The following is a 21352-nucleotide window of genomic DNA, read 5'->3' on the forward strand; positions in this document are numbered from 1 at the left end:
CCTTCTTTGTTGCAGACAAGCAATCAGTCTTCATCACCGTGGTACCGCCGCCTCACGGACAGCAGCTCCACTTCCGGACGCGCCGCGACCAGCCGCTCACAGCGGTCGAGCACGTCCGATACGAACCCCGCGTCCCCGCTCACCAGGGCGACCCCTATGCGGGCCCTGCGGTGCAGGTCCTGGTCGCCCACTTCGGCCGCGCTCACGGAGAACTTGCGTTGGAGCTCGGCCACGATGGGCCGGACGACGGAGCGTTTCTCCTTCAGCGAGTGGACGTCGCCGAGGAGGAGGTCGAAGGACAGAGTCCCCACGTACATGCAGTTCCGGATGTCCCGCCGGTGCGGGTTAGGTGGCCTGCCGGCCGACGCTCGGCAGGGTCACCAGCACCGTACACGCAACGGCCGGGGCCGATCGACGGATATTCCGCCGACCGGCCCCGGTGTTACGACACGGTGCGAACCGCCTCGCGCTTACGCGCGGGGCTTCTCGCGCATCTCGTACGTCGCGATGACGTCGTCGATCTTGATGTCGTTGAAGGAGCCGAGGTTGATACCACCCTCGAAGCCTTCGCGGATCTCGGTGACGTCGTCCTTGAAGCGGCGCAGACCGGAGATCGTGAGGTTCTCCGCGATGACCTTGCCGTCGCGGAGGAGGCGCGCCTTGGTGTTGCGCTTGACCTCGCCCGAGCGGACCAGGACACCGGCGATGTTGCCCAGCTTGGACGAGCGGAAGATCTCGCGGATCTCCGCCGTGCCGAGCTCGACCTCTTCGTACTCCGGCTTGAGCAGACCCTTGAGGGCCGCCTCGATCTCCTCGATGGCCTGGTAGATCACCGAGTAGTACCGGACGTCGACGCCCTCGCGGTCCGCCATCTGCGCGGCACGGCCGACAGCGCGGACGTTGTAGCCGATGACGATGGCGTCGGAGCCCATCGCCAGCGAGATGTCGGACTCGGTGACCGCACCCACACCGCGGTGCAGGACGCGGATGTCGACCTCTTCGCCGACGTCGAGCTGGAGCAGCGAGGACTCGAGGGCCTCGACCGCACCGGACGAGTCGCCCTTGATGATGAGGTTGAGTTCCTGGACCAGACCGGCCTTGAGGACCGAGTCGAGGTCTTCCAGGGACACCCGGCGGACGCGCTTGGCGAAGTTGGCGTTGCGCTCGCGCGCAGCACGCTTCTCGGCGATCTGACGGGCGGTGCGGTCCTCGTCGACGACGAGGAAGTTGTCGCCGGCGCCGGGGACGTTGGTGAGACCCAGGACCAGGACGGGGGTCGACGGACCCGCTTCCTCGATGTTGTTGCCCTTGTCGTCGAGCATGGCGCGCACGCGGCCGTAGGCGTCGCCCACGACCATCGTGTCGCCGACGCGGAGGGTACCGCGCTGGACGAGGACGGTGGCGACGGCACCGCGGCCGCGGTCGAGGTGGGACTCGATCGCAATACCCTGGGCGTCCTGCTCGGGGTTGGCGCGCAGGTCGAGCGAGGCGTCGGCGGTGAGGACGACGGCCTCCAGCAGGGAGTCGATGTGCAGACCCTGCTTGGCGGAGATGTCGACGAACATCGTGTCGCCGCCGTACTCCTCGGCGACCAGACCGAACTCGGTCAGCTGACCGCGGACCTTGGTCGGGTCGGCACCCTCGACGTCGATCTTGTTGACCGCGACGACGATCGGGACGCCGGCGGCCTTGGCGTGGTTGAGCGCCTCGATCGTCTGCGGCATGACGCCGTCGTTGGCCGCGACCACGAGGATCGCGATGTCGGTCGACTTCGCACCGCGGGCACGCATGGCGGTGAACGCCTCGTGACCCGGGGTGTCGATGAAGGTGATGCGACGCTGCTCGTCGTTGACTTCGGTCGAGACCTGGTAGGCACCGATGCCCTGGGTGATGCCGCCGGCCTCGCCCGCGACGACGTTCGTCTTGCGGATGGCGTCGAGCAGTCGGGTCTTACCGTGGTCGACGTGACCCATGACGGTGACGACCGGGGGACGCGGGAGCAGGAACTCCTCGCCGCCCTCGTCCTCGCCGAACTCGATGTCGAAGCCCTCGAGGAGCTCGCGGTCCTCCTCCTCCGGGCTGACGATCTGAACGGTGTAGTTCATCTCGTCGGCGAGGAGCTGGAGGGTCTCGTCGGAGACGGACTGCGTGGCAGTGACCATCTCGCCGAGGTTCATCATGACCGCGACCAGCGACGCCGGGTTGGCGTTGATCTTCTCCGCGAAGTCGGTGAGGGACGCACCGCGCGACAGGCGAACGGTCTCGCCGTTGCCGCGGGGCAGCATCACGCCGCCCACGGACGGGGCCTGCATGGCCTCGTACTCCTGGCGCCTCTGACGCTTCGACTTGCGGCCGCGACGGGCCGGACCGCCGGGACGGCCGAAGGCACCCTGCGTGCCGCCACGGGCACCCGGGCCGCCGGGACGACCGCCGAAGCCGGGACGACCGCCGCCACCGGCACCGGCCGGGCCGCCGCCGAAGCCGCCGCCACCCGGACGCGGGCCGCCGAAGCCGCCGCCCGCCGGGCGGGAGCCCGGACCGGCCGGACGGCCGGCGAAGCCGCCGCCGGGACGACCGGCGCCACCGCCGGGACGCGGACCGCCGGCACCGGGACGGCCGGGGCCGCCGCCGGGACGCGGGCCGGGACCGCCGGCAGCGGGACGCTGCGGCATCATGCCCGGGTTGGGACGGTTACCACCCGGGGCCGGACGCGGAGCGCCGCCCTGGGGACGGGGCATGCCGCCCGGGGTCGGACGGGCACCACCGGGACCCTGCGGACGCGGGGCGCCGCCGGGGCCGGCCTGCGGACGCGGAGCACCCTGGCCGCCGGCGCCGGGGGCACCGGGACGGGGAGCGCCGGCCGGACGGGGCGCCTGCGGGCGCGCCATGCCGGTCGAGCCGCCGGAGGTGAAGGGGTTGTTGCCCGGACGGGGACCGGCCGGACGGGCGCCGGGACGCGGGGCCTGGGAGCCGCCAGGGCCACCGGCAGGACGCTGCGCCTGGGCGCCGGGGGTGGCACCGGCCGGGCGCGGGGCGCCGGGACGGGCACCCTGACCCGGAGCGGCCGGACGCTGCTGCGCCGGACGCGGGCCGGGGGACGCGGCGGGACGCGCGGGGGCGGCCGGGGCCGCCGGGGGCGCGGAGAACTCGGTCGCCACGGGAGCCGCCGGAGCGGGCTTCGGGGCGGGAGCCTTCGGACCGGGACGCGGGCCGGGGGCGGCCGGTGTCACCGGGGCGGGGGCCGCCGGGGCCTCGGCAGCGGCCGGCTTGGGGGCCGGTGCGCCGGGCTTGGGGGCGGCGGGACGTGCCGCAGCGGCCGGGGAGGGCGCCGCGGGCTTGGCGGGCGCGGCCTTGCGGGGCGCGCCGGGCTTCGCAGCGGACTTGCCGGCGTTGCCGCCGGGCCCCTGCAGTGCGTCAGTCAACTTGCGTACAACCGGCGCCTCGATCGTCGAGGACGCCGAACGGACGAATTCACCGAGTTCTTGGAGCTTGGCCATGACGACCTTGCTCTCAACCCCGAACTCCTTGGCGAGTTCGTATACCCGGACCTTAGCCACTTCGCTCCTTTTAGGTCCGGGTTACGCCGGACCGTCGCTACTTCATGGGCGTACTCATCGCGTACTCATCGAGTGCTCATCGCAATCTCGACCTACTTCCAACTCGCGAGGTACCTGACCGCACGGGGTGTCCGTGCCGTACTTCTTCTTACGGTGTCGCCTCGGCCGCTGGGGCCAGGGCCTTGCGCAGTCCCTCCGTGTCGAGCGCTCCGGCGGACCTGAGGGCCCGGGGGAACGCCCGGCGGCGGACCGCCTGGTCGAGGCAGACCACGGCAGGGTGCACGTAGGCACCCCGGCCGGGCAGCGTACCGCGATGATCCGGGACGCATTCGTCCCCGATCGCCACGATGCGCAGCAGATCGCTCTTGGCCGCTCGCTCCCGGCACCCCACACAGGTGCGTTCGGGGCATGCGCGGGCTTGCGTCCGGCCAGACACGCCTAAGTCTACCTCCCCGTACCGACCTCACCCCTTCAGGTGAAAAATCGAACGGATGTCGTCGTGGTCTCGTGGGGTGCCGCGGGGGCCCGAAGCACCTGTCTACCGGCCGGGAACCCCCGGCCGGTAGTGGTTTATTCCCGGTCAGGCACCGGCGTCCGCGTCGGCGGGCGCCTCGGTGTCCGGCCGGATGTCGATGCGCCAGCCGGTGAGGCGGGCGGCGAGGCGGGCGTTCTGCCCCTCCTTGCCGATCGCCAGCGAGAGCTGGTAGTCGGGCACGGTCACCCGGGCGGAGCGGGTGTCCCAGTCGACGACCTCGACCTTGCTCACCCGGGCGGGTGACAGCGCGTTCGCCACCATCTCCGCCGGGTCGTCCGACCAGTCGACGATGTCGATCTTCTCACCGTGCAGCTCGGCCATCACGTTGCGCACGCGGGCACCCATCGGGCCGATGCAGGCGCCCTTCGGGTTGAGGCCCGAGCGGGTGGACCGGACGGCGATCTTGGTGCGGTGGCCGGCCTCGCGGGCGATCGCGGAGATCTCGACGCTGCCGTCGGCGATCTCCGGGACCTCCAGCGCGAAGAGCTTCTTCACCAGGTTGGGGTGGGTGCGCGACAGGGTCACGGACGGACCGCGGACGCCCTTCGCCACTCGGACGACGTACGTCTTGAGGCGGAGGCCGTGCGTGTACTCCTCGCCCGGGACCTGCTCCTGCACCGGCAGGATGGCCTCCAGCTTGCCGATGTCGACGAGGACGTTCTTGGGGTCCTTGCCCTGCTGGACGACACCGGTGATGACGTCGCCCTCGCGGCCGGCGAACTCGCCGAAGGTCAGGTCGTCCTCGGCGTCGCGCAGACGCTGGAGGATCACCTGCTTGGCGGTCGTCGCGGCGATCCGCCCGAAGTCCGACGGCGTGTCGTCGAACTCCTTGGGCTCCTGACCCTCTTCGAGGTCCCTCGGGTCCTCGGTCGCCCACACGACCACGTGACCGTTGGTGCGGTCGAGCACGACACGGGCGCGCCGGAAGCTGCCCTCGGTGCGGTGGTACGCGATGAGGAGGGCCGACTCGATCGCCTCGACGAGCAGGTCGAAGGAGATCTCCTTCTCCCGGACCAGACCCCGCAGGGCACTCATGTCGATGTCCACGGCTACGCCTCCTCTTCCTTCTTGTCCTTGCGGCTGAACTCGATCTCGACACGCGCCTTGGCGATGTCGGTGAAAGCAATGCGGCGGGCGGTCGCCTTGCGGCCCTTCACACCCGGGACTTCGAGGTCCATGCCCTCGTCGTCGACACCGAGGATGCGGGCGATCAGTTCCCCGCCCTCGGCCAACTGGAACTTCACGAGGCGGCCCGTCGCCCGAACGTAGTGACGGTGCTCGCTGAGCGGGCGGTCCGCGCCCGGGGAGCTGACTTCGAGGTTGTACTCGTCCTCGCCCATCACATCGGACTCGTCGAGCCGGTCGGAGATCTCACGGCTCAGCTCGGCGCATTCGTCCAGGTCGACACCTTCATCGGAATCCACGATGATGCGCAGCATCCGGCGCTTGCCCGCCTTGGACAGCTCGATGTCCTCGAGGTCCAGGCCCTTGGCGGCGACGAGTGGCTCCAGCAGTCCGCGCAGCCTGTCGCTCTGGGTGGTGCTCATCCGGGTGACTCCTCGGCCGCGTGTGCTGTTGTGGTTTTCCGTCGCGTGTCAGGTCAAAGGGTATCCGGTCGCGGAGGGTGTTGCCGTCCGCGCTCCGGACGGGACCCCCGGGTACCGTGATCACACCCTGCCCCGCCATCACCCCGAGGACGCCGCCGTGCCCTGGACCACGCCCTTGAGGCCCTCGCCCTCCCGAAGGAGCCTGCTCGCCGGAGCCGCCGGCGCGGCGGGGACCGTGCTGCTCACCGGGTGCTCCGGCGGCGGTGACGCCTCCGGAGCCGACAGCGGAATCGCACTCGAACGGCGGATGCGCGAGAGCGCCGTCCGTGACAGCGAGCAGCTGCTGGAACGTTACGACACCACCGCGGCCGCCCATCCCGGGCTCGCCGACCGCCTCGCGCCGCTGCGCGCCGCCGTCGCGGCGCACACCACGGCCCTGGCCTTCGCCGACCCGGCCGGCGGCAAGCCGTCCCCCCGGCCGGGACCCCCGTCGCCGTCCCCGGCCGCGTCCGGCGCGGCCGGTCCGCCCGCCGCGCGGAAGGAACCGGTCCCGAAGGAGCCCGGCGAGGCCCTGAGCGCCCTCGCGGACGCCGAGCGGAGCCTGTCCGAGGCCCGGACCATCGCCCTGGCCGGCGCCCCCGGGGAGCTGGCCCGGATGCTCGCCTCGGTGGCGGCCTGCGGGGCCGTCCACGCCTACCTGCTGACCTCGACCCCGGGAGCCGCCTCGTGAAGCCCTCGCCCTCGCCCTCCCCCGCCGGCGGCCCGCTGCGGGCCGCCCAGGCCGCGCTGGCCGCCGAGCACGCGGCGGCGTACGGGTACGGGGTGATCGGCGCGCGCGTCGCCCCCGCCCGGGCCACGGAGGCCCGGGAGGCGTACGGCGCCCACCTGGCCCGCCGTGACCGGCTGACCCGGACCGTGCGGGAGCTGGGCGGCGCGCCGCGGCCCGCCGAGGCCGCGTACGCCCTGCCCTTCGAGGTGCGCACCCCGGCCGACACCGAGCGGCTGGCCGCCGTGATCGAGGACCGGGTGGCGGGGGCGTACTCCGATCTGGTGCGGTCGGCGGACGGCCAGTTGCGCCGCGAGGCGGCTGACGCGCTGAGCGCCGCGGCCGTGCGCGCGGCGCGCTGGCGCGGCGGCGGCGTAGCCTTCCCTGGGCTCACGGAACGCTCGTAGGGGGCCCGCACCAGCTGAAAGGGACCACGCACGCATGGCTTTCGAACCGCCGCAGCGGCTCGTACGGGCGCTCGGCGAGCTGCCGCCGACCGAGCGGGACACGGAGTGGCTGGGGCGCCTGCCCGAGCTCGCCGAGGAGGCCCTGAAGCGGCGGGACGTGGCGTCCCAGCGGGCCCAGGCCCCCGGCGGGCGCAGCAGCCTGGTGCTGCTCGTCCGCTACCCCGACGGCACGCCGGCCGTCCTGAAGCTGGCGCCGCCCGGGGCCCGGCCCGACCGGGAGCTGGCCGCGCTCGCCCACTGGGGCGGTTTCGGGGCCGTACGGGTCCTCGACTCGCGCCACCACGAGGAGGACGGGGCCCTGCTGCTGGAGCGGCTGCACCCGGACGTGTCGCTGCGGTCTCTGCCGGAGGCCAAGGCCCTGCTGGAGGCCTGCGGCACGCTGCGCCGGCTGTGGGTGCGCCCGCCGCAGGGCCACCCCTTCGAAACGGTCGCCGAGCGCACGGCGGCCCAGGCCGGGGCCCTGCGCTCGGCGCCGCCGGAGGCCCGCGCGCTCGCGGACACCGCCCTCTCCCTCCTCGCGGAGCTCACCGCCGCACCCGCCGAGGAAGTGCTCCTGCACGGGAACTTCCGGCAGGGCAAGGTCCTGGCGGCCGACCGCGCCCCGTGGCTGACGGTGGGCCCGGAGCCCCTGGTGGGCGAGCGGGCGTACGACCTGGCCCGGCTGGTCCGGGACCGGCTGGAGGACCAGGTCGCCGCCTCGACGGGAGCGGCCGGGGCCCGCCGGCGGGTCAACAAGCTGGCCGACTCGCTGGAGGTGGACCGGGACCGGCTGCGGGGCTGGACGGTGTTCCGGGCGGTGGAATCGGGCGTGCGCGCGCTGGGGGCCGGACGGCACCGGGACGCGGAGCTGCTGCTGGAGTTCGCGGCCTGGCTCTAGGGCATACCGTAGTAAAAGGTATGTGTCCGGCAGGGGGCCGTCATGGTCGAGGAACTGCTGACAGCGGGAATCGCCGCCGCCACGGGCGTCGCGGTGTACCTGGGCGCGGCCGCCCGGGTGGTGAAGCAGTACGAGCGGGGCGTGGTCTTCCGCTTCGGCCGGCTGCGCGAGGGTGTCCGCCCGCCCGGCTTCACCATGATCCTTCCGGTGGCGGACCGCCTCCACAAGGTGAACCTCCAGATCGTCACCCTCCCCGTCCCCGCGCAGGAGGGCATCACCCGCGACAACGTCACCGTCCGGGTGGACGCGGTCGTGTACTTCAAGGTGGTCGACCCGGCGAGCGCGATCATCGCGGTGGAGGACTACCGCTTCGCGGTCTCCCAGATGGCGCAGACCTCCCTGCGGTCCATCATCGGCAAGAGCGACCTGGACGACCTGCTGTCGAACCGCGAGAAGCTCAACCAGGGCCTGGAGCTCATGATCGACAGCCCGGCCATGGGCTGGGGGGTCCAGATCGACCGCGTGGAGATCAAGGACGTCTCCCTCCCCGAGACGATGAAGCGCTCGATGGCCCGCCAGGCGGAGGCGGACCGCGAGCGGCGGGCCCGCGTCATCAACGCGGACGCGGAGCTCCAGGCGTCGCACAAGCTGGCCGAGGCCGCGGCGGTGATGTCGGACCAGCCGGCGGCCCTTCAGCTGCGCCTGCTCCAGACGGTGATCGCGGTGGCCGCGGAGAAGAACTCCACCCTGGTCCTCCCCTTCCCGGTGGAGCTCCTCCGCTTCCTGGAACGCGCGGCCCCGGTCCCCCACGCCGCCCAGCCGGCCCCGCCGCCGGTCGACCCCCCGCCACCGGTCGGCCCCCCGCCGCCGTAAGGGCCCGCCGCGCCCCCTACGCCAGCCGCGCCAGCGCCTCCTCCAGCGGGAGTTCCTCGCGGGTGCCCGACGGGCGGTCCTGGAGTTCGACGACGCCCTCGGCGGAGCGGCGGCCCGCCACCAGGATCCACGGGACGCCGATCAGCTCCGCGTCCGTCAGCTTGACCCCCGGCGACAGCCCCGGGCGGTCGTCCAGCAGCACCCGCAGCCCCGCCCCGGCCAGGGCGGCCGCCGCTTCCTCCGCCAGCGCCAGCGGTCCCGCCTTGCCCGCCGCCACCACGTGGACGTCGGCCGGTGCCACCGCCGCGGGCCAGCGCAGGCCGCGCTCGTCGGCCGTCTGCTCGGCCAGTGCGGCCACCGCCCGGGAGACGCCGATGCCGTAGGAGCCCATGGTGACCCGGACCGGCTTGCCCTCCTTGCCGAGCACGTCGAGCCCGAACGCGTCCGCGTACTTCCGTCCCAGCTGGAAGATGTGCCCGACCTCGATGGCGCGGTCCAGCTTGAGCCCCGCACCGCACGCCGGGCAGGGGTCGCCCGGCTCCACCACTACGACGTCCAGGTACCGGTCCACCTCGAAGTCCCGGCCGCAGACCACGTTCCGGGCGTGCGTGTCGGCCTTGTTCGCGCCCGTCACCCACGCCGTTCCCGGCGCGACGCGCGGGTCGGCCAGGTAGCGGACCTTGTCCAGGCCCTGCGGGCCCACGTAGCCGCGTACGAGGTCCGGCCGGTCCGCGAAGTCCTCCGCCGTCACCAGCTCCACGACGGCCGGGGCCAGGTGCTCCCCGAGCTTGCCGAGGTCCACCTCGCGGTCTCCCGGCACGCCGACGGCGGTGATCTCGCCGTCCACCTTGACCAGGAGGTTCTTCAGGGTCGCGGACGCGGGCACGCCGAGGTGCGCGGCGAGGGTCTCGATGGTGGGGGTGTCGGGGGTCGGGATCTCCTCCAGGGGAAGGTGCCCACCGTCCCCCGCCGCGACCGGCTCCAGCGCGAAGGTGACCGCCTCCGTGTTGGCCGCGTAGTCGCAGGAGGGGCAGTCCACGAAGGTGTCCTCGCCCGCGCCGGCCGGTGCGAGGAACTCCTCCGAGGCCGAGCCGCCCATGGCGCCCGACACCGCCGACACGATGCGGTGGTCGAGGCCGAGGCGCTCGAAGATGCGTACGTACGCCTCGCGGTGCAGCCGGTAGGACTCGGCGAGCCCTTCGTCCGACACGTCGAAGGAGTAGGAGTCCTTCATCTGGAACTCGCGGCCGCGCAGCACGCCGGACCGGGGCCGGGCCTCGTCCCGGTACTTGGTCTGGATCTGGTACAGCATGACCGGCAGGTCCTTGTAGGAGGTGCACTGGTCCTTCACCACGAGGGTGAAGATCTCCTCGTGGGTGGGTCCGAGCAGGTAGTCGGTGCCCTTGCGGTCCTTCAGCCGGAACAGCAGGTCCCCGTACTCCGACCAGCGGCCGCTGACCTCGTACGGCTCCTTCGGGAGCAGCGCGGGCAGCAGCACCTCCTGGGCGCCGATGGCGTCCATCTCCTCGCGGACGATGCGCGAGACGTTGTCCAGGACCTTCTTGCCGAGCGGCAGCCAGGTCCACACACCGGCGGAGCTGCGCCGGACGTAGCCGGCCCGGACCAGGAGGCGGTGGCTGAGGGTCTCGGCGTCGGCCGGGTCCTCGCGGAGGGTCTTGGCCATGAGGCGGGACATGCGCTGTACGTGGTGTGTGGACATGCCGGGAGGCTACCGGGGGCCGGGCGGGGCCCGGAAACCCATTTCACCCCGGAGCCGGGCGGCGGCCGGCGGAGACCGGCCGGCGACACACGGGGACCGGACGGCGGCCGGGCGGGGCCGCCCCCCGTCAGCGCCCCTCCGGCCGCCTCAGCAGCGGCAGCGGGGCTCCCATCACCGCGTAGGGCAGGCTCGCGCTCGGGAAGTGGACCTTCCGGGCCAGGTCCCGGTAGCCGAGGGCCGTGTAGAGCCCGCGGGCCGGGCTGTCGGTGTCGATGGCGGAGAGGATCGAGCGGGGTTCGGCGGCGCTGTCGGTGATCCGGGTGATGAGGGCGCGGCCGACGCCGCGGCCCTGGAAGCCGGGGTGGACGTGCAGCTCGGTGATGACGAAGGAGTGGTCGAGCCAGTGGTCGGCGCCGCCGGCGCGGAGGTAGGGCTCGACGATGGTGGACCACCAGTGGGCGCGGTCGTTGGGCATCCCGTACACGAAGCCGGCCAGGGCGCCGTCGTCGGTGAACGCGCCGAGCGCGCGGGCGCCGGGGCAGGTCATGTGGCGCTGGACGATGTAGCGCCGGATGCCGACCTCCTCCTCGCTGAGCCCGAAGGCGACGGCCTGGACGCGCAGGGCTTCGTCCACCCGGCCGGCCAGGTCGAGGTGCCCGATGCGGAGGCCGGCGGGCCGTACGGGGTCGTCGCCCGGGGAAGGAGGCAGCATGCCGCGACCTTACTGTGGGGTAGGCCGCTCCGGTACGGCTTCCGGGACGAAACCGGCCGCCGCCCCCGCGCCCCCTCCTCCGGAGCCGGACGGCGGCGCCGCCGGGCTCAGAACAGCACGCTCATGAACGCGCCCACCTCGCGGAAGCCCACCCGGCGGTAGGCGGCGCGGGCGGCGGTGTTGAAGTCGTTGACGTAGAGGCTGACGACGGGGGCCACGTCGCGCAGGGCGTACTCGACGACGGCGGCCATGCCCGTCTCGGAGTGCCCCCGGCCGCGGAACTCGGGGGCCACCCACACGCCCTGGATCTGGCATGCGGCGGCGGTGGCGGCGCCGATCTCGGCCTTGAAGACGACCTTGCCGTTCTCGACGCGGGCGAAGGAGCGGCCGCTGCCGACGAGCTCGGCGACGCGGGCCTGGTAGAGCAGGCCGCCGTCCCCGGCGAGCGGCGAGATGCCGACCTCCTCGGTGAACATGGCCACACAGGCGGGCATGATCAGGTCCATCTCGTCCTTGCGGATCCGGCGGACCAGCGGGTCGGGGGCGACCTCGGCGGACGGCTGCTCGGTGACCATGAGCGGCTGGTGGGCGCGGATGTCGCGGGCCGGGCCCCAGCTGGGCTCCAGGAGCTGCCACAGCAGCCGGGTGGGTTCGGCGGGGCCGACGATGGAGGAGCAGCGGCGGCCGGTGCGGCGGGCCCGGTCGGCGAAGGCGCGCACGGCGTCGGGGCCGGCGCAGACGGGGACCAGGTTGGCTCCCGCGTAGCACAGGGAGCGGAGCTCGCCGTCGGCGTACCAGCCCCACATCTCGCCGCCCAGGCGCCACGGGTCGAGCCCGGCGACCTGGACCCGGGAGGTGACGAAGGCGTTCTCGACGGGCTCGCGTCCGAGGATGGCGAGCGCGGCGTTGAGATCACCGGGCTCAAGGACCCTTGTCGTGGTCTGCGTCAACACTGGGGCCTCACCGTGCAGGTCTGCTGATCTCCGCACTGTACCCGCCGCACCCTGCGCACGCCTGGTCCCGCAGGTCACGAAAAGGGCCCGGCCCCGTCCGCGAGCTGCGCGGACGGGGCCGGAGAGCCGCCGGGGGCCGGACGCCGGGGTCAGACGCCGATGGCGACGCTGGGCTCGCCGGAGGCGACGCCGTCCTTCTCCATCTGCTCGGCGATCTTCAGCGCCTCCTCGATCAGGGTCTCCACGATCTTGGACTCGGGGACGGTCTTGATGACCTCGCCCTTGACGAAGATCTGGCCCTTGCCGTTGCCGGAGGCGACGCCGAGGTCGGCCTCGCGGGCCTCGCCGGGGCCGTTGACGACGCAGCCCATGACGGCGACGCGCAGCGGGACGGTCATGCCGTCGAGGCCGGCCGTGACCTCCTCGGCGAGCTTGTAGACGTCGACCTGGGCGCGGCCGCAGGAGGGGCAGGAGACGATCTCCAGGCGGCGCGGCTTGAGGTTCAGCGACTCCAGGATCTGGTTGCCGACCTTGACCTCCTCGACCGGCGGGGCCGAGAGGGAGACGCGGATGGTGTCGCCGATGCCCTCGGAGAGCAGCGCGCCGAAGGCGACGGCGGACTTGATGGTGCCCTGGAAGGCGGGGCCGGCCTCGGTCACGCCGAGGTGCAGCGGGTAGTCGCACTGGGCGGCGAGCTGGCGGTAGGCGTTGACCATGACGACCGGGTCGTTGTGCTTGACCGAGATCTTGATGTCGCCGAAGCCGTGCTCCTCGAAGAGGGAGGCCTCCCAGAGCGCGGACTCGACGAGCGCCTCGGGGGTGGCCTTGCCGTACTTCTTCAGCAGTCGCGCGTCGAGGGAGCCGGCGTTGACGCCGATGCGGATCGGCGTGCCCGCCTCCTTGGCGGCGTACGCGATCTCCTTGACCTTGTCGTCGAACTGCTTGATGTTGCCCGGGTTGACGCGGACGGCGGCGCAGCCGGCGTCGATCGCGGCGAAGACGTACTTGGGCTGGAAGTGGATGTCGGCGATGACCGGGATCTGCGACTTCTTCGCGATGACGGCCAGCGCGTCGGCGTCGTCCTGCGTCGGGCAGGCGACGCGGACGATCTGGCAGCCGGAGGCGGTGAGCTCGGCGATCTGCTGGAGCGTGGCGCCGATGTCGGAGGTGCGGGTCGTGGTCATGGACTGCACCGAGATCGGCGCGTCGCCGCCGACGGCCACGGAACCGACCTGGATCTTGCGGCTGACCCGGCGGTCGGCAAGCTTCGTCGGCACGGACGGCATTCCGAGAGAGATGGCAGTCATCTGCTGTGCAACCCCAAGGTGTGGATCGAGGTCCCGAGATCGGCGGGCTCCAGCCTTCGAGGTTACGCCAAGCAGCGAGCGCCCCTTGCATCCGAGGGGGTGGCGCCACCCGAACGTAGGGAGCCGGGCACGATGCGTGCCCGGCTCCGGTCGCCGCCGACGTGGTGCCCGTACGGCTAGGTGATCTTGATGGGGTTGACCACGTCCGCGACGAGCACCAGCAGGGTGAAGCAGACGAAGACGCCGGCGACGACGTACGCGGCGGGCATCAGCTTCGCCACGTCGAAGGGGCCGGGGTCGGCGCGCCGGAAGATCTTCGCGATCGTGCGGCGCAGGGATTCCCACAGGGCGCCGGCGATGTGCCCGCCGTCCAGGGGCAGCAGGGGCAGCATGTTGAACAGGAAGAGCGAGAGGTTGAACATGCCCAGCACGTTCAGCAGGATCGACATCTTCTGCTCGCTGGGCAGGTCCAGGGCGGCGATGTCCCCGCTGATCCGGGCCGCGCCGACGATGCCCATCGGGGAGTCGGGCTCGCGCTCGGCGCCGCCGAAGGCCGCGTCCCACAGGGCGGGGATCTTGGCGGGGAGCTTGAGGAGGCCCTCGACGCTGCTCTCGACGATCTCGCCCATGTGGTCGACGGACTCGCCGAAGGACAGGGCGGCGATCTCGGTCTTCGGGCTGAAGCCGAGCCAGCCGGCGGTCACGTACTGGCCCTTGACGTAGCCGCCGTGGCCGTCGCTCTTGGCGACCTGGTTGGCGATCAGGGTGACGGGGACGTTCAGCTCCTGGCCGTCGCGCACGATGGTGACGGTGGCGGGGCCGACGGTGTCCCGGATCCGCTTCTGGAGGGCGGACCAGTCGGTGACCTGCTTGCCGTTGAAGGCGACGATCCGGTCGTCGGCCCGCAGGCCGGCCTTCTTGGCCGGGGCGACCGGGTCGCCGTCCTTGCAGACGTCGCGCTTCTCGCTCTGCTGGATGACGCAGGGCGAGACGGTCGCGATCTGGGTGGTGGTCCGGTTGATGCCGAAGGTCATCCAGACGCCGAAGAAGATCGCGAGGGCGAGCACCAGGTTCATGAAGGGGCCCGCGAACATCACGATCACGCGCTTCCAGGGCTTGCGCGTGTAGAACAGCCGCGTTTCGTCGCCCGGCTGGAGCTCCTCGTAGGCCGCCGAGCGGGCGTCCTCGATCATCGACCGGAACGGCGAGGTGGAGCGGGCGGTGACCTTGCCGTCCTCGCCGGGCGGGAACATCCCGATCATGCGGATGTAGCCGCCCATCGGGATGGCCTTGATCCCGTACTCGGTCTCGCCCCTCTTCCGCGACCAGAGGGTCTTGCCGAAGCCGACCATGTACTGGGGCACGCGGATGCCGAAGAGCTTGGCCGTGGAGAGGTGGCCGAGCTCGTGCCAGGCGATGGAGAACAGCAGTCCGACGACGAAGACGAGTACGCCGATCAGGGTCAGCAGCAAGGTCATGCGCCCGCCTCCACGGCGGCCCGCGCCGCCATCTCCCGTGCCCGGGCCCTGGCCCAGGTCTCCGCTTCGAGGACGTCCGCCACCGTCAGGGAGGTTCCCGACGTGGGCGTTCCGTGCTCCTCGACCACTGCGGAGACCGTATCCATGATTGCTGTGAACGGCAGCCGACCGGCCAGGAAGGCGTCGACGCACTCCTCGTTCGCCGCATTGAAGACGGCGGGGGCGGTGCCGCCCAGGGTGCCGACGTGGCGGGCGAGGCCGACCGACGGGAAGGCCTCGGTGTCCAGCGGGAAGAACTCCCAGGTGGAGGCCTTGGTCCAGTCGAAGGAACGGGAGGCGTCGGGGACCCGCTGGGGCCAGCCGAGACCGATGGCGATGGGGCCGCGCATGTCCGGCGGGGTGGCCTGGGCGAGGGTGGAGCCGTCCGTGAACTCGACCATGGAGTGCACGTAGGACTGCGGGTGGACCACGACCTCGATGCGGTCGAAGGGGATGTCGTAGAGCAGGTGCGCCTCGATGACCTCCAGCCCCTTGTTGACGAGGGTCGCCGAGTTGACGGTGATGACCGGGCCCATGGCCCAGGTGGGGTGGGCGAGGGCGTCCTCGACGGTGACGGAGGCCAGCTCGGCGCGGGTGCGGCCGCGGAAGGGGCCGCCGGAGGCGGTGACCACGAGCCTGCGGACGTCGGCCCGGGTGCCGGCGGCGAGGGCCTGGAAGAGGGCCGCGTGCTCGGAGTCCACGGGGATGATCTGGCCGGGTTTGGCGAGGGCCTTGACCAGGGGGCCGCCGACGATCAGCGACTCCTTGTTGGCCAGGGCCAGGGTGCGGCCCGCCCGCAGCGCGGCGAGGGTGGGGGCGAGGCCGATGGAGCCGGTGATGCCGTTCAGGACGGTGTGGCAGTCGGAGGCCGCGAGTTCGGTCGCGGCGTCGGGCCCGGCCAGGATCTCGGGCAGCGGCTCGCCGGCGCCGTACTGCTCGCCCAGCGCCTCCTTCAGGGCCGGTACGGCGTCCTCGCGGGCGACGGCCACGGCCCGGACCCCGAGCCGCCTGGCCTGCTCGGCGAGCAGGGCGACCCGGCCGCCGGCGGCGGACAGCGCGGTGACCCGGAACCGGTCCGGGTTGCGCAGGGCGAGGTCGATGGCCTGGGTGCCGATGGACCCGGTCGACCCGAGGATGACGATGTCCCGGCGGCCGGCCGCGGCGTCGAAGAGGAGGTGCGGGTCGGCGAGGGGGGCTGGACTGTCGCTCATGCCCCCCATTGTTGCCGCAACTCACGGACGCTTGGACACGGAGTCCCCGTCCGTGACGCGCGCCAGGAGTTCGGGGAGGGTCCCGGCGAAGTCGGGGAGCACCCGGGCGGCGCGCCACCAGGCCCCCGGGTCGTCGCCGAGGGCCGCCTCGAAGAGCCGGTCGGCCTCGGCGCGGGCGGCGAGCACGGCGGCGGGCCGGTCGTGGCGGTCGGGGTGGCCGGTGTACCCGAGCCACTGGTCCTCGTCCAGCGCCCAGCAGGCGGGGACCTTGTGCCGGACCACGTCGGCGCCGGTGAGCAGGCCCCGGTCCAGGCAGTCGCGGACCCAGCGGACGTCCTCGGCGGCCGTCTCCATGGGTACGGCCAGGCTCACCAGGGCCAGCTCCCGCTCCCAGGCGCCGGCCGGGTCGGCGGGGGCCGGGTCGGGGGCGAGGTGGCGGACGGCGCGGGCCAGTGCCGGGTCGTGGCGTGCCTCTCCGGGCGCGGGCGGGGTGCCTGCGGCGAGCGCGGCCGCGAGTTCGGGCAGGGTGCCGCGGAAGGCGGGGGCCCGGCGGCCCAGTTCGGCCCACAGCCGGGGGTCGTCGCCGAGCGCGGGGCGCAGGGCGCGGTGCACGGCCGACTGCATCTCGGCCTGTTCGGGCAGGGTCCAGCGCAGCCCGTGGGCGGCGGGGAGGTGGCCGAGGAGCAGGGTGCGCGCGGCGGGTGCCACGGAGGCGACGAGTTCGTCGCAGGTCAGCAGGCCCATCCGGACGGCGCGGACGGCGGGCCGGTACCAGTGGCGCCCGTACGGGTCCCCCGTGCGCGCGTCGAGCAGGGCGCGGCACGCCCGCCGGGGCAGTCCGCCCGCCAGCAGCAGCGCCTCGACCGCGCCGGCCGGCAGCGGGGCGCGGGCGTGGGCGCGCAGCAGCGGCTCGGGGTCGTGGAGGTCGAGCAGGTGCGGCATGCGGAGCAGGGTGAGCGGGATCCGGGGGCGCCGGCCGTGCCGGCGCAGCAGGCGTATCAGTGCGTCGGGGGTGAGGGGGCCGGGGCCTGTCTCGCGGAGCAGCTCGGGCGAGGGCCCCGGCCGGGCGGCGTACCGGGCGGGGCCGGGGAGGCCGGGCAGCGGGCGGCCGACGACGTGCGGGTTGCGGGCGATGTAGTGCCGGTCGGTGTCGGTGCCCTGGCGCAGCAGCAGGGTGACGGCCCCGGCGGGGAGCCACTGGTCGCGGCACAGGTACTTGCGGGTGGGCCCGTCCAGCCGGTCGATCAGGTCGGCCACCACGTGGTGCGGTGCGTGGCGCAGCAGGTGCGCCACGCACCAGGCCAGCCGTCGGCGGGCCCGGTCCTCCTCGGCCGTCGCCATCGTCCTCTCGCCCGCCTCGTGCTCGTGCCGGTACCGGTGCTCGTGCCCGTACGTCCGTCTCGTACATCGGTCCGATCTGCTGCCGATGATGGCAGGTCAGCGCAGGGGGCGGTGAACGTTTTCGCGGGTGGAGGGTCCGGGGGCGGCGTCCGCGATCCACGGGCCGTCGCCGGAGGGGTCGAGGACGCCCTCCTCCAGCCAGGTGTAGGTGCCGCCGAGGACGCCTTCGACGACCTTGCGGTCGAGGTCGTCGGTGTTGGCCCACAGGCGGCCGAAGAGCTCTTCGACGCGCAGCCGGGACTGCCGGCAGAAGGCGTCGGCGAGCTGGTAGGCCTCGCGTCCGTGGTCGCCGGTCTCGCGCAGGTGCTCGGCGCGGACGCAGGCCGCGCTCATCGCGAAGAGCTCGGCGCCGATGTCCACGATCCGGCCGAGGAAGCCCTGTTTGGTCTCCATGCGGCCCTGCCAGCGGGACATGGCGTAGAAGGTCGAGCGGGCGAGTTTGCGGGCGCCGCGTTCGACGTAGCGCAGGTGGGTGGCGAGGTCGGGGTGGCCGGCCGGGTGGAACTCGCGGTAGGTGCCGGGGACCTGGCCGGGGCCGGTGGCGAGCCTGGGCAGCCAGCGGGCGTAGAAGCCGGCGGCGCGGGCTCCGGCCTTGGCCTTGTCGCCCAGGTCCTTCTCGGGGTCGATGAGGTCGCCGGCGACGGAGAGGTGGGCGTCGACGGCCTCGCGGGCGATCAGCAGGTGCATGATCTCGGTGGAGCCCTCGAAGATCCGGTTGATGCGCAGGTCGCGGAGGAGCTGTTCGGCGGGCACGGCGCGTTCGCCGCGCGCGGCGAGGGACTCGGCGGTCTCGAAGCCGCGTCCGCCGCGGATCTGGACGAGTTCGTCGGCCATCAGGCAGGCCATCTCGGAGCCGTAGAGCTTGGCGAGGGCGGCCTCGATGCGGATGTCGTTGCGGTCCTCGTCGGCCATCTGGGAGGCGAGGTCCACCACGGCCTCCAGGGCGAAGGTGGTGGCGGCGATGAAGGAGATCTTGGCGCCGACGGCCTCGTGCCGGGCGACGGGGCGGCCCCACTGCTCGCGCACGCCGGACCATTCCCGGGCGATCTTCAGGCACCACTTGCCGGCGCCGACGCACATGGCGGGCAGGGACAGCCGACCGGTGTTGAGGGTGGTCAGCGCGATCTTGAGCCCGGCGCCCTCGGCGCCGATCCGCTGGGCGGCGGGCACCCGGACGCGGTGGAAGCGGGTGACGCCGTTCTCCAGGCCGCGCAGGCCCATGAAGGCGTTGCGGTGCTCGACGGTGATGCCGGGCGAGTCGGCTTCGACGACGAACGCGGTGATGCCGCCGCGGTGGTTCTCGCCGCGGGGGACGCGGGCCATGACCACGAGCAGGTCGGCGACCACCCCGTTGGTGGTCCACAGTTTGACCCCGTCGAGGACGTACGTGCCGTCGTCGTCCGGGTCGGGCACGGCGGTGGTCGCCAGCCGCGCCGGGTCGGAGCCCACGTCCGGCTCGGTGAGCAGGAAGGCGCTGATCGCGGTGGTGGCGCAGCGCGGCAGGTAGGCGTCCTTCTGCTCCTTGGTGCCGAACATCTTCAGCGGCTGCGGCACGCCGATCGACTGGTGGGCGGAGAGCAGGGCGCCGATGGCCGGGCTGACGGAGCCGACGAGGGCGAGCGCCTTGTTGTAGTAGACCTGGGTGAGGCCGAGGCCGCCGTACTCGGTGCCGATCTTCATGCCGAGGGCGCCCAGCTCCTTGAGCCCGCGCACCGTCTCGTCGGGGATCCGGGCCTCGCGTTCGATGCGCTGCCCGTCGATCTCGCGCTCGCAGAAGTCCCGCAGCCGGGCCAGGAAGGCCTCCCCGCGCCGGACGTCCTCGTCGGCGGGGGTCGGGTGGGGGTGGATCAGGTCGAGCCGGAAGCGGCCGAGGAAGAGCTCCTTGGCGAAGCTGGGTTTGCGCCAGTCCTGCTCGCGGGCCGCTTCCGCGACCTGACGCGCCTCGCGCTCGGTCACCTTGGGCTGTACGGGCCGTGTTGCCGACATCCGGGTACTCACCTCGCCGCATCGGGGGACCTACCGATCGGTGCTACCTGTCAGTCGTACCCGCTCCCGGCGCCCGGGAAAATACGGGCGCCTGCAAAAGGGGGACGCCCGCGAAGTCGTCCGGAAAAGGGGGACGGCCGGAGCCCCCGCACAGTAGGCTCCGGCCGTCGGTCTGTGACCGTACGAGTCGGTCAGATGTCGAGGCCCGTGAGGACCAGGACGCGCTCGTACGTGTAGTCGTCCATCGCGTAGCGGACGCCCTCGCGGCCCACGCCGGACTGCTTGACGCCGCCGTACGGCATCTGGTCGGCGCGGTAGGACGGCGCGTCGCCGATGATCACACCGCCGACCTCCAGCTCGCGGTGGGCGCGGAAGGCGACCTGGACGTCGCGGGTGAAGACGCCGGTCTGGAGGCCGAACTTCGAGTCGTTGACGGCGGCGAAGGCCTCGTCGGTGTTCTCGACCCGGGTGATGGTCAGGACCGGGCCGAAGACCTCCTCGGTGGCCAGCTTCACGCCGGCCGGGACCTCGGCGAGGACGGTCGGCTCGACCGTGGCACCGTCGCGCTTGCCGCCCGTGAGCAGCTTGGCGCCGGCGGAGACGGCCTCGTCCACCCAGGACTCGACGCGCTTGGCGGCGTCCTCGGAGACCAGGGGGCCGACGTCGGTGGCGTCGTCGGCGGGGTCGCCGGTGACCTGGGCCTGGACCTTCGCGACGACCTTCTCGACGAGGCGGTCGTAGACGGAGGCGTCGGCGATCACGCGCTGCACGGAGATGCAGGACTGGCCGGCCTGGTAGTTCGAGAAGGTCGCGATGCGGGTCGCGGCCCAGTCGAGGTCGGCGTCGGAGGACCAGTCGGCGAGGACCACGGCCGCGGCGTTGCCGCCGAGCTCCAGGGTGCAGTGCTTGTGGGGCACCGACTGCTGGATGGCGTAGCCGACGGTGTCGGAGCCGGTGAAGGAGATGACCGGGAGGCGGTCGTCCTTGACCAGGGCCGGCATCTTGTCGTTGGCGACGGGCAGCACGGACCAGGAGCCGGCCGGCAGGTCGGTCTCGGCGAGCAGCTCGCCGAGGATCAGGCCGGAGAGCGGGGTGGCCGGGGCCGGCTTCAGGATGATCGGCGCGCCGACGGCGATGGCGGGGGCCACCTTGTGGGCGCACAGGTTCAGCGGGAAGTTGAACGGCGCGATGCCGAGGACCGGACCCTTGACGAAGCGGCGGGTCAGGGCCAGGCGGCCGACGCCGCCGGCGTCGGTGTCGAGGCGCTGGGCCTCGCCGCCGTTGAAGCGGCGGGCCTCTTCGGCGGCGAAACGGAACACGGACACCGCACGGCCGACCTCACCGCGGGCCCACTTGATCGGCTTGCCGTTCTCGGCCGAGATCAGCTGGGCGATCTCCTCGGTGCGCTCGACCAGCCGCTTGGACACGTGGTCCAGGGCGGCGGCACGTACGTGGGCGGGGGTCGCGGAGAACTCCGCCGTCACGGCGTACGCCGCGGCCACGGCCTCTTCGACCTGGGCGTCGGTGGGCACGCTGACGGTGCCGACCAGCCGGCCGTCCCACGGGTTGTGGACGTCGAAGCTGTCCTCGCCGGTGGCCTGGCGGCCGGCGAGCCAGAAGGCGTGGGTGGAAGTCATGCGAATCCCGGCCCTTCGGTTTGTGCGGTGGTCCTTGTCCCCACCAAGGTAGGGCGCCGCCCGGACTTCACGGTTTAGCCGCGTTGGAGAACCTCCGCACGACCCTGCGCCGCTTTGTCACTGTCGCGGCCTCCGCCCGAGGCCGTGCCGCCGCGCGGAGCCGCGTCCCGTACGCCGGCGGGGCCGTTCTCAGCCCGGCCGGCGTACGAGGCGACGGGCGCGCAGCGACCGTCCCGGGCTCAGGGGCGGCCCCTGGGAACGGCGGAAGGGCGGCGGCCCGCCACCC

At 72.9% G+C, this 21352-nt stretch carries 18 protein-coding genes; 4 read left to right on the plus strand and 14 right to left on the minus strand.

Going from position 1 to position 21352, the window contains the following annotated elements; translation table 11 throughout:
* Nucleotides 1–23 precede the first annotated feature (23 nt).
* The 5 genes from AC069X_RS27140 to rimP form a co-directional block, all read right to left on the minus strand.
* Nucleotides 24–317 carry a DUF503 domain-containing protein gene (locus tag AC069X_RS27140; protein WP_007266901.1) on the minus strand — a complete coding sequence of 98 codons (294 nt, stop codon included), beginning with the start codon at nucleotides 315–317 and terminating at the stop codon, nucleotides 24–26.
* 153 nt (nucleotides 318–470) lie between these two features.
* A complete protein-coding gene (gene infB, locus AC069X_RS27145; RefSeq protein ID WP_478732354.1) occupies nucleotides 471–3557 on the minus strand; it encodes a translation initiation factor IF-2 in 3087 nt (1028 codons plus the stop codon).
* 148 nt (nucleotides 3558–3705) lie between these two features.
* The gene (locus AC069X_RS27150) at nucleotides 3706–3993 is read right to left on the minus strand and encodes a YlxR family protein (RefSeq protein ID WP_478732356.1); all 288 of its coding nucleotides are present in this window, start codon (nucleotides 3991–3993) and stop codon (nucleotides 3706–3708) included.
* A 144-nt stretch (nucleotides 3994–4137) separates the two neighbouring features.
* Nucleotides 4138–5139 carry a transcription termination factor NusA gene (gene nusA, locus AC069X_RS27155; protein WP_125817007.1) on the minus strand — a complete coding sequence of 334 codons (1002 nt, stop codon included), beginning with the start codon at nucleotides 5137–5139 and terminating at the stop codon, nucleotides 4138–4140.
* Nucleotides 5140–5141: 2 nt separating this feature from the next.
* Nucleotides 5142–5639: a ribosome maturation factor RimP gene (rimP, locus tag AC069X_RS27160; RefSeq protein ID WP_478732358.1), complete on the minus strand. Its 498-nt coding sequence runs from the start codon at nucleotides 5637–5639 to the stop codon at nucleotides 5142–5144.
* Nucleotides 5640–5796: 157 nt separating this feature from the next.
* On the opposite strand from rimP, the gene AC069X_RS27165 reads away from it, so the two are divergent.
* Genes AC069X_RS27165 through AC069X_RS27180 form a run of 4 tightly spaced genes read left to right on the plus strand, consistent with a single transcriptional unit; the run spans nucleotide 5797 to nucleotide 8622 of the window.
* Nucleotides 5797–6369 carry a hypothetical protein gene (locus AC069X_RS27165; RefSeq protein WP_478732360.1) on the plus strand — a complete coding sequence of 191 codons (573 nt, stop codon included), beginning with the start codon at nucleotides 5797–5799 and terminating at the stop codon, nucleotides 6367–6369.
* A complete protein-coding gene (locus AC069X_RS27170) occupies nucleotides 6366–6812 on the plus strand; it encodes a ferritin-like domain-containing protein (RefSeq protein ID WP_478732362.1) in 447 nt (148 codons plus the stop codon). The genes AC069X_RS27165 and AC069X_RS27170 overlap by 4 nt, the downstream gene beginning before the upstream one ends.
* A gap of 34 nt (nucleotides 6813–6846) precedes the next feature.
* Nucleotides 6847–7749, plus strand: coding sequence for an aminoglycoside phosphotransferase family protein (locus AC069X_RS27175; protein ID WP_478732364.1), 903 nt, complete (start codon nucleotides 6847–6849; stop codon nucleotides 7747–7749).
* 42 nt (nucleotides 7750–7791) lie between these two features.
* Nucleotides 7792–8622, plus strand: coding sequence for a slipin family protein (locus AC069X_RS27180; protein WP_478732366.1), 831 nt, complete (start codon nucleotides 7792–7794; stop codon nucleotides 8620–8622).
* 16 nt (nucleotides 8623–8638) lie between these two features.
* On the opposite strand, the gene AC069X_RS27185 is transcribed toward AC069X_RS27180, so the two are convergent.
* The 9 genes from AC069X_RS27185 to AC069X_RS27225 form a co-directional block, all read right to left on the minus strand.
* Nucleotides 8639–10342, minus strand: coding sequence for a proline--tRNA ligase (locus AC069X_RS27185; RefSeq protein WP_478732368.1), 1704 nt, complete (start codon nucleotides 10340–10342; stop codon nucleotides 8639–8641).
* Nucleotides 10343–10469: 127 nt separating this feature from the next.
* Nucleotides 10470–11054: a GNAT family N-acetyltransferase gene (locus AC069X_RS27190; RefSeq protein ID WP_478732370.1), complete on the minus strand. Its 585-nt coding sequence runs from the start codon at nucleotides 11052–11054 to the stop codon at nucleotides 10470–10472.
* Nucleotides 11055–11161: 107 nt separating this feature from the next.
* Nucleotides 11162–12004, minus strand: coding sequence for a GNAT family N-acetyltransferase (locus AC069X_RS27195; RefSeq protein ID WP_478732372.1), 843 nt, complete (start codon nucleotides 12002–12004; stop codon nucleotides 11162–11164).
* A gap of 152 nt (nucleotides 12005–12156) precedes the next feature.
* Nucleotides 12157–13314: a flavodoxin-dependent (E)-4-hydroxy-3-methylbut-2-enyl-diphosphate synthase gene (gene ispG, locus AC069X_RS27200; protein WP_478732374.1), complete on the minus strand. Its 1158-nt coding sequence runs from the start codon at nucleotides 13312–13314 to the stop codon at nucleotides 12157–12159.
* 176 nt (nucleotides 13315–13490) lie between these two features.
* A complete protein-coding gene (locus AC069X_RS27205; protein WP_478732376.1) occupies nucleotides 13491–14792 on the minus strand; it encodes a M50 family metallopeptidase in 1302 nt (433 codons plus the stop codon).
* Nucleotides 14789–16051, minus strand: a complete 1263-nt coding sequence (gene dxr / locus AC069X_RS27210; RefSeq protein ID WP_478732378.1) for a 1-deoxy-D-xylulose-5-phosphate reductoisomerase — start codon at nucleotides 16049–16051, stop codon at nucleotides 14789–14791. The genes AC069X_RS27205 and dxr overlap by 4 nt, the downstream gene beginning before the upstream one ends.
* A gap of 12 nt (nucleotides 16052–16063) precedes the next feature.
* Nucleotides 16064–17383: a hypothetical protein gene (locus AC069X_RS27215; protein ID WP_478732380.1), complete on the minus strand. Its 1320-nt coding sequence runs from the start codon at nucleotides 17381–17383 to the stop codon at nucleotides 16064–16066.
* Between the two features lie 96 nt (nucleotides 17384–17479).
* Nucleotides 17480–19429 (minus strand): acyl-CoA dehydrogenase family protein, encoded by a 1950-nt coding sequence (locus AC069X_RS27220; protein WP_478732382.1) that lies wholly within the window; start codon nucleotides 19427–19429, stop codon nucleotides 17480–17482.
* Between the two features lie 191 nt (nucleotides 19430–19620).
* Nucleotides 19621–21066, minus strand: a complete 1446-nt coding sequence (locus AC069X_RS27225; protein ID WP_390688993.1) for an aldehyde dehydrogenase family protein — start codon at nucleotides 21064–21066, stop codon at nucleotides 19621–19623.
* Nucleotides 21067–21352 lie beyond the last annotated feature (286 nt).

It is taken from the genome of Streptomyces sp. NPDC043896 (genome assembly GCF_056435605.1).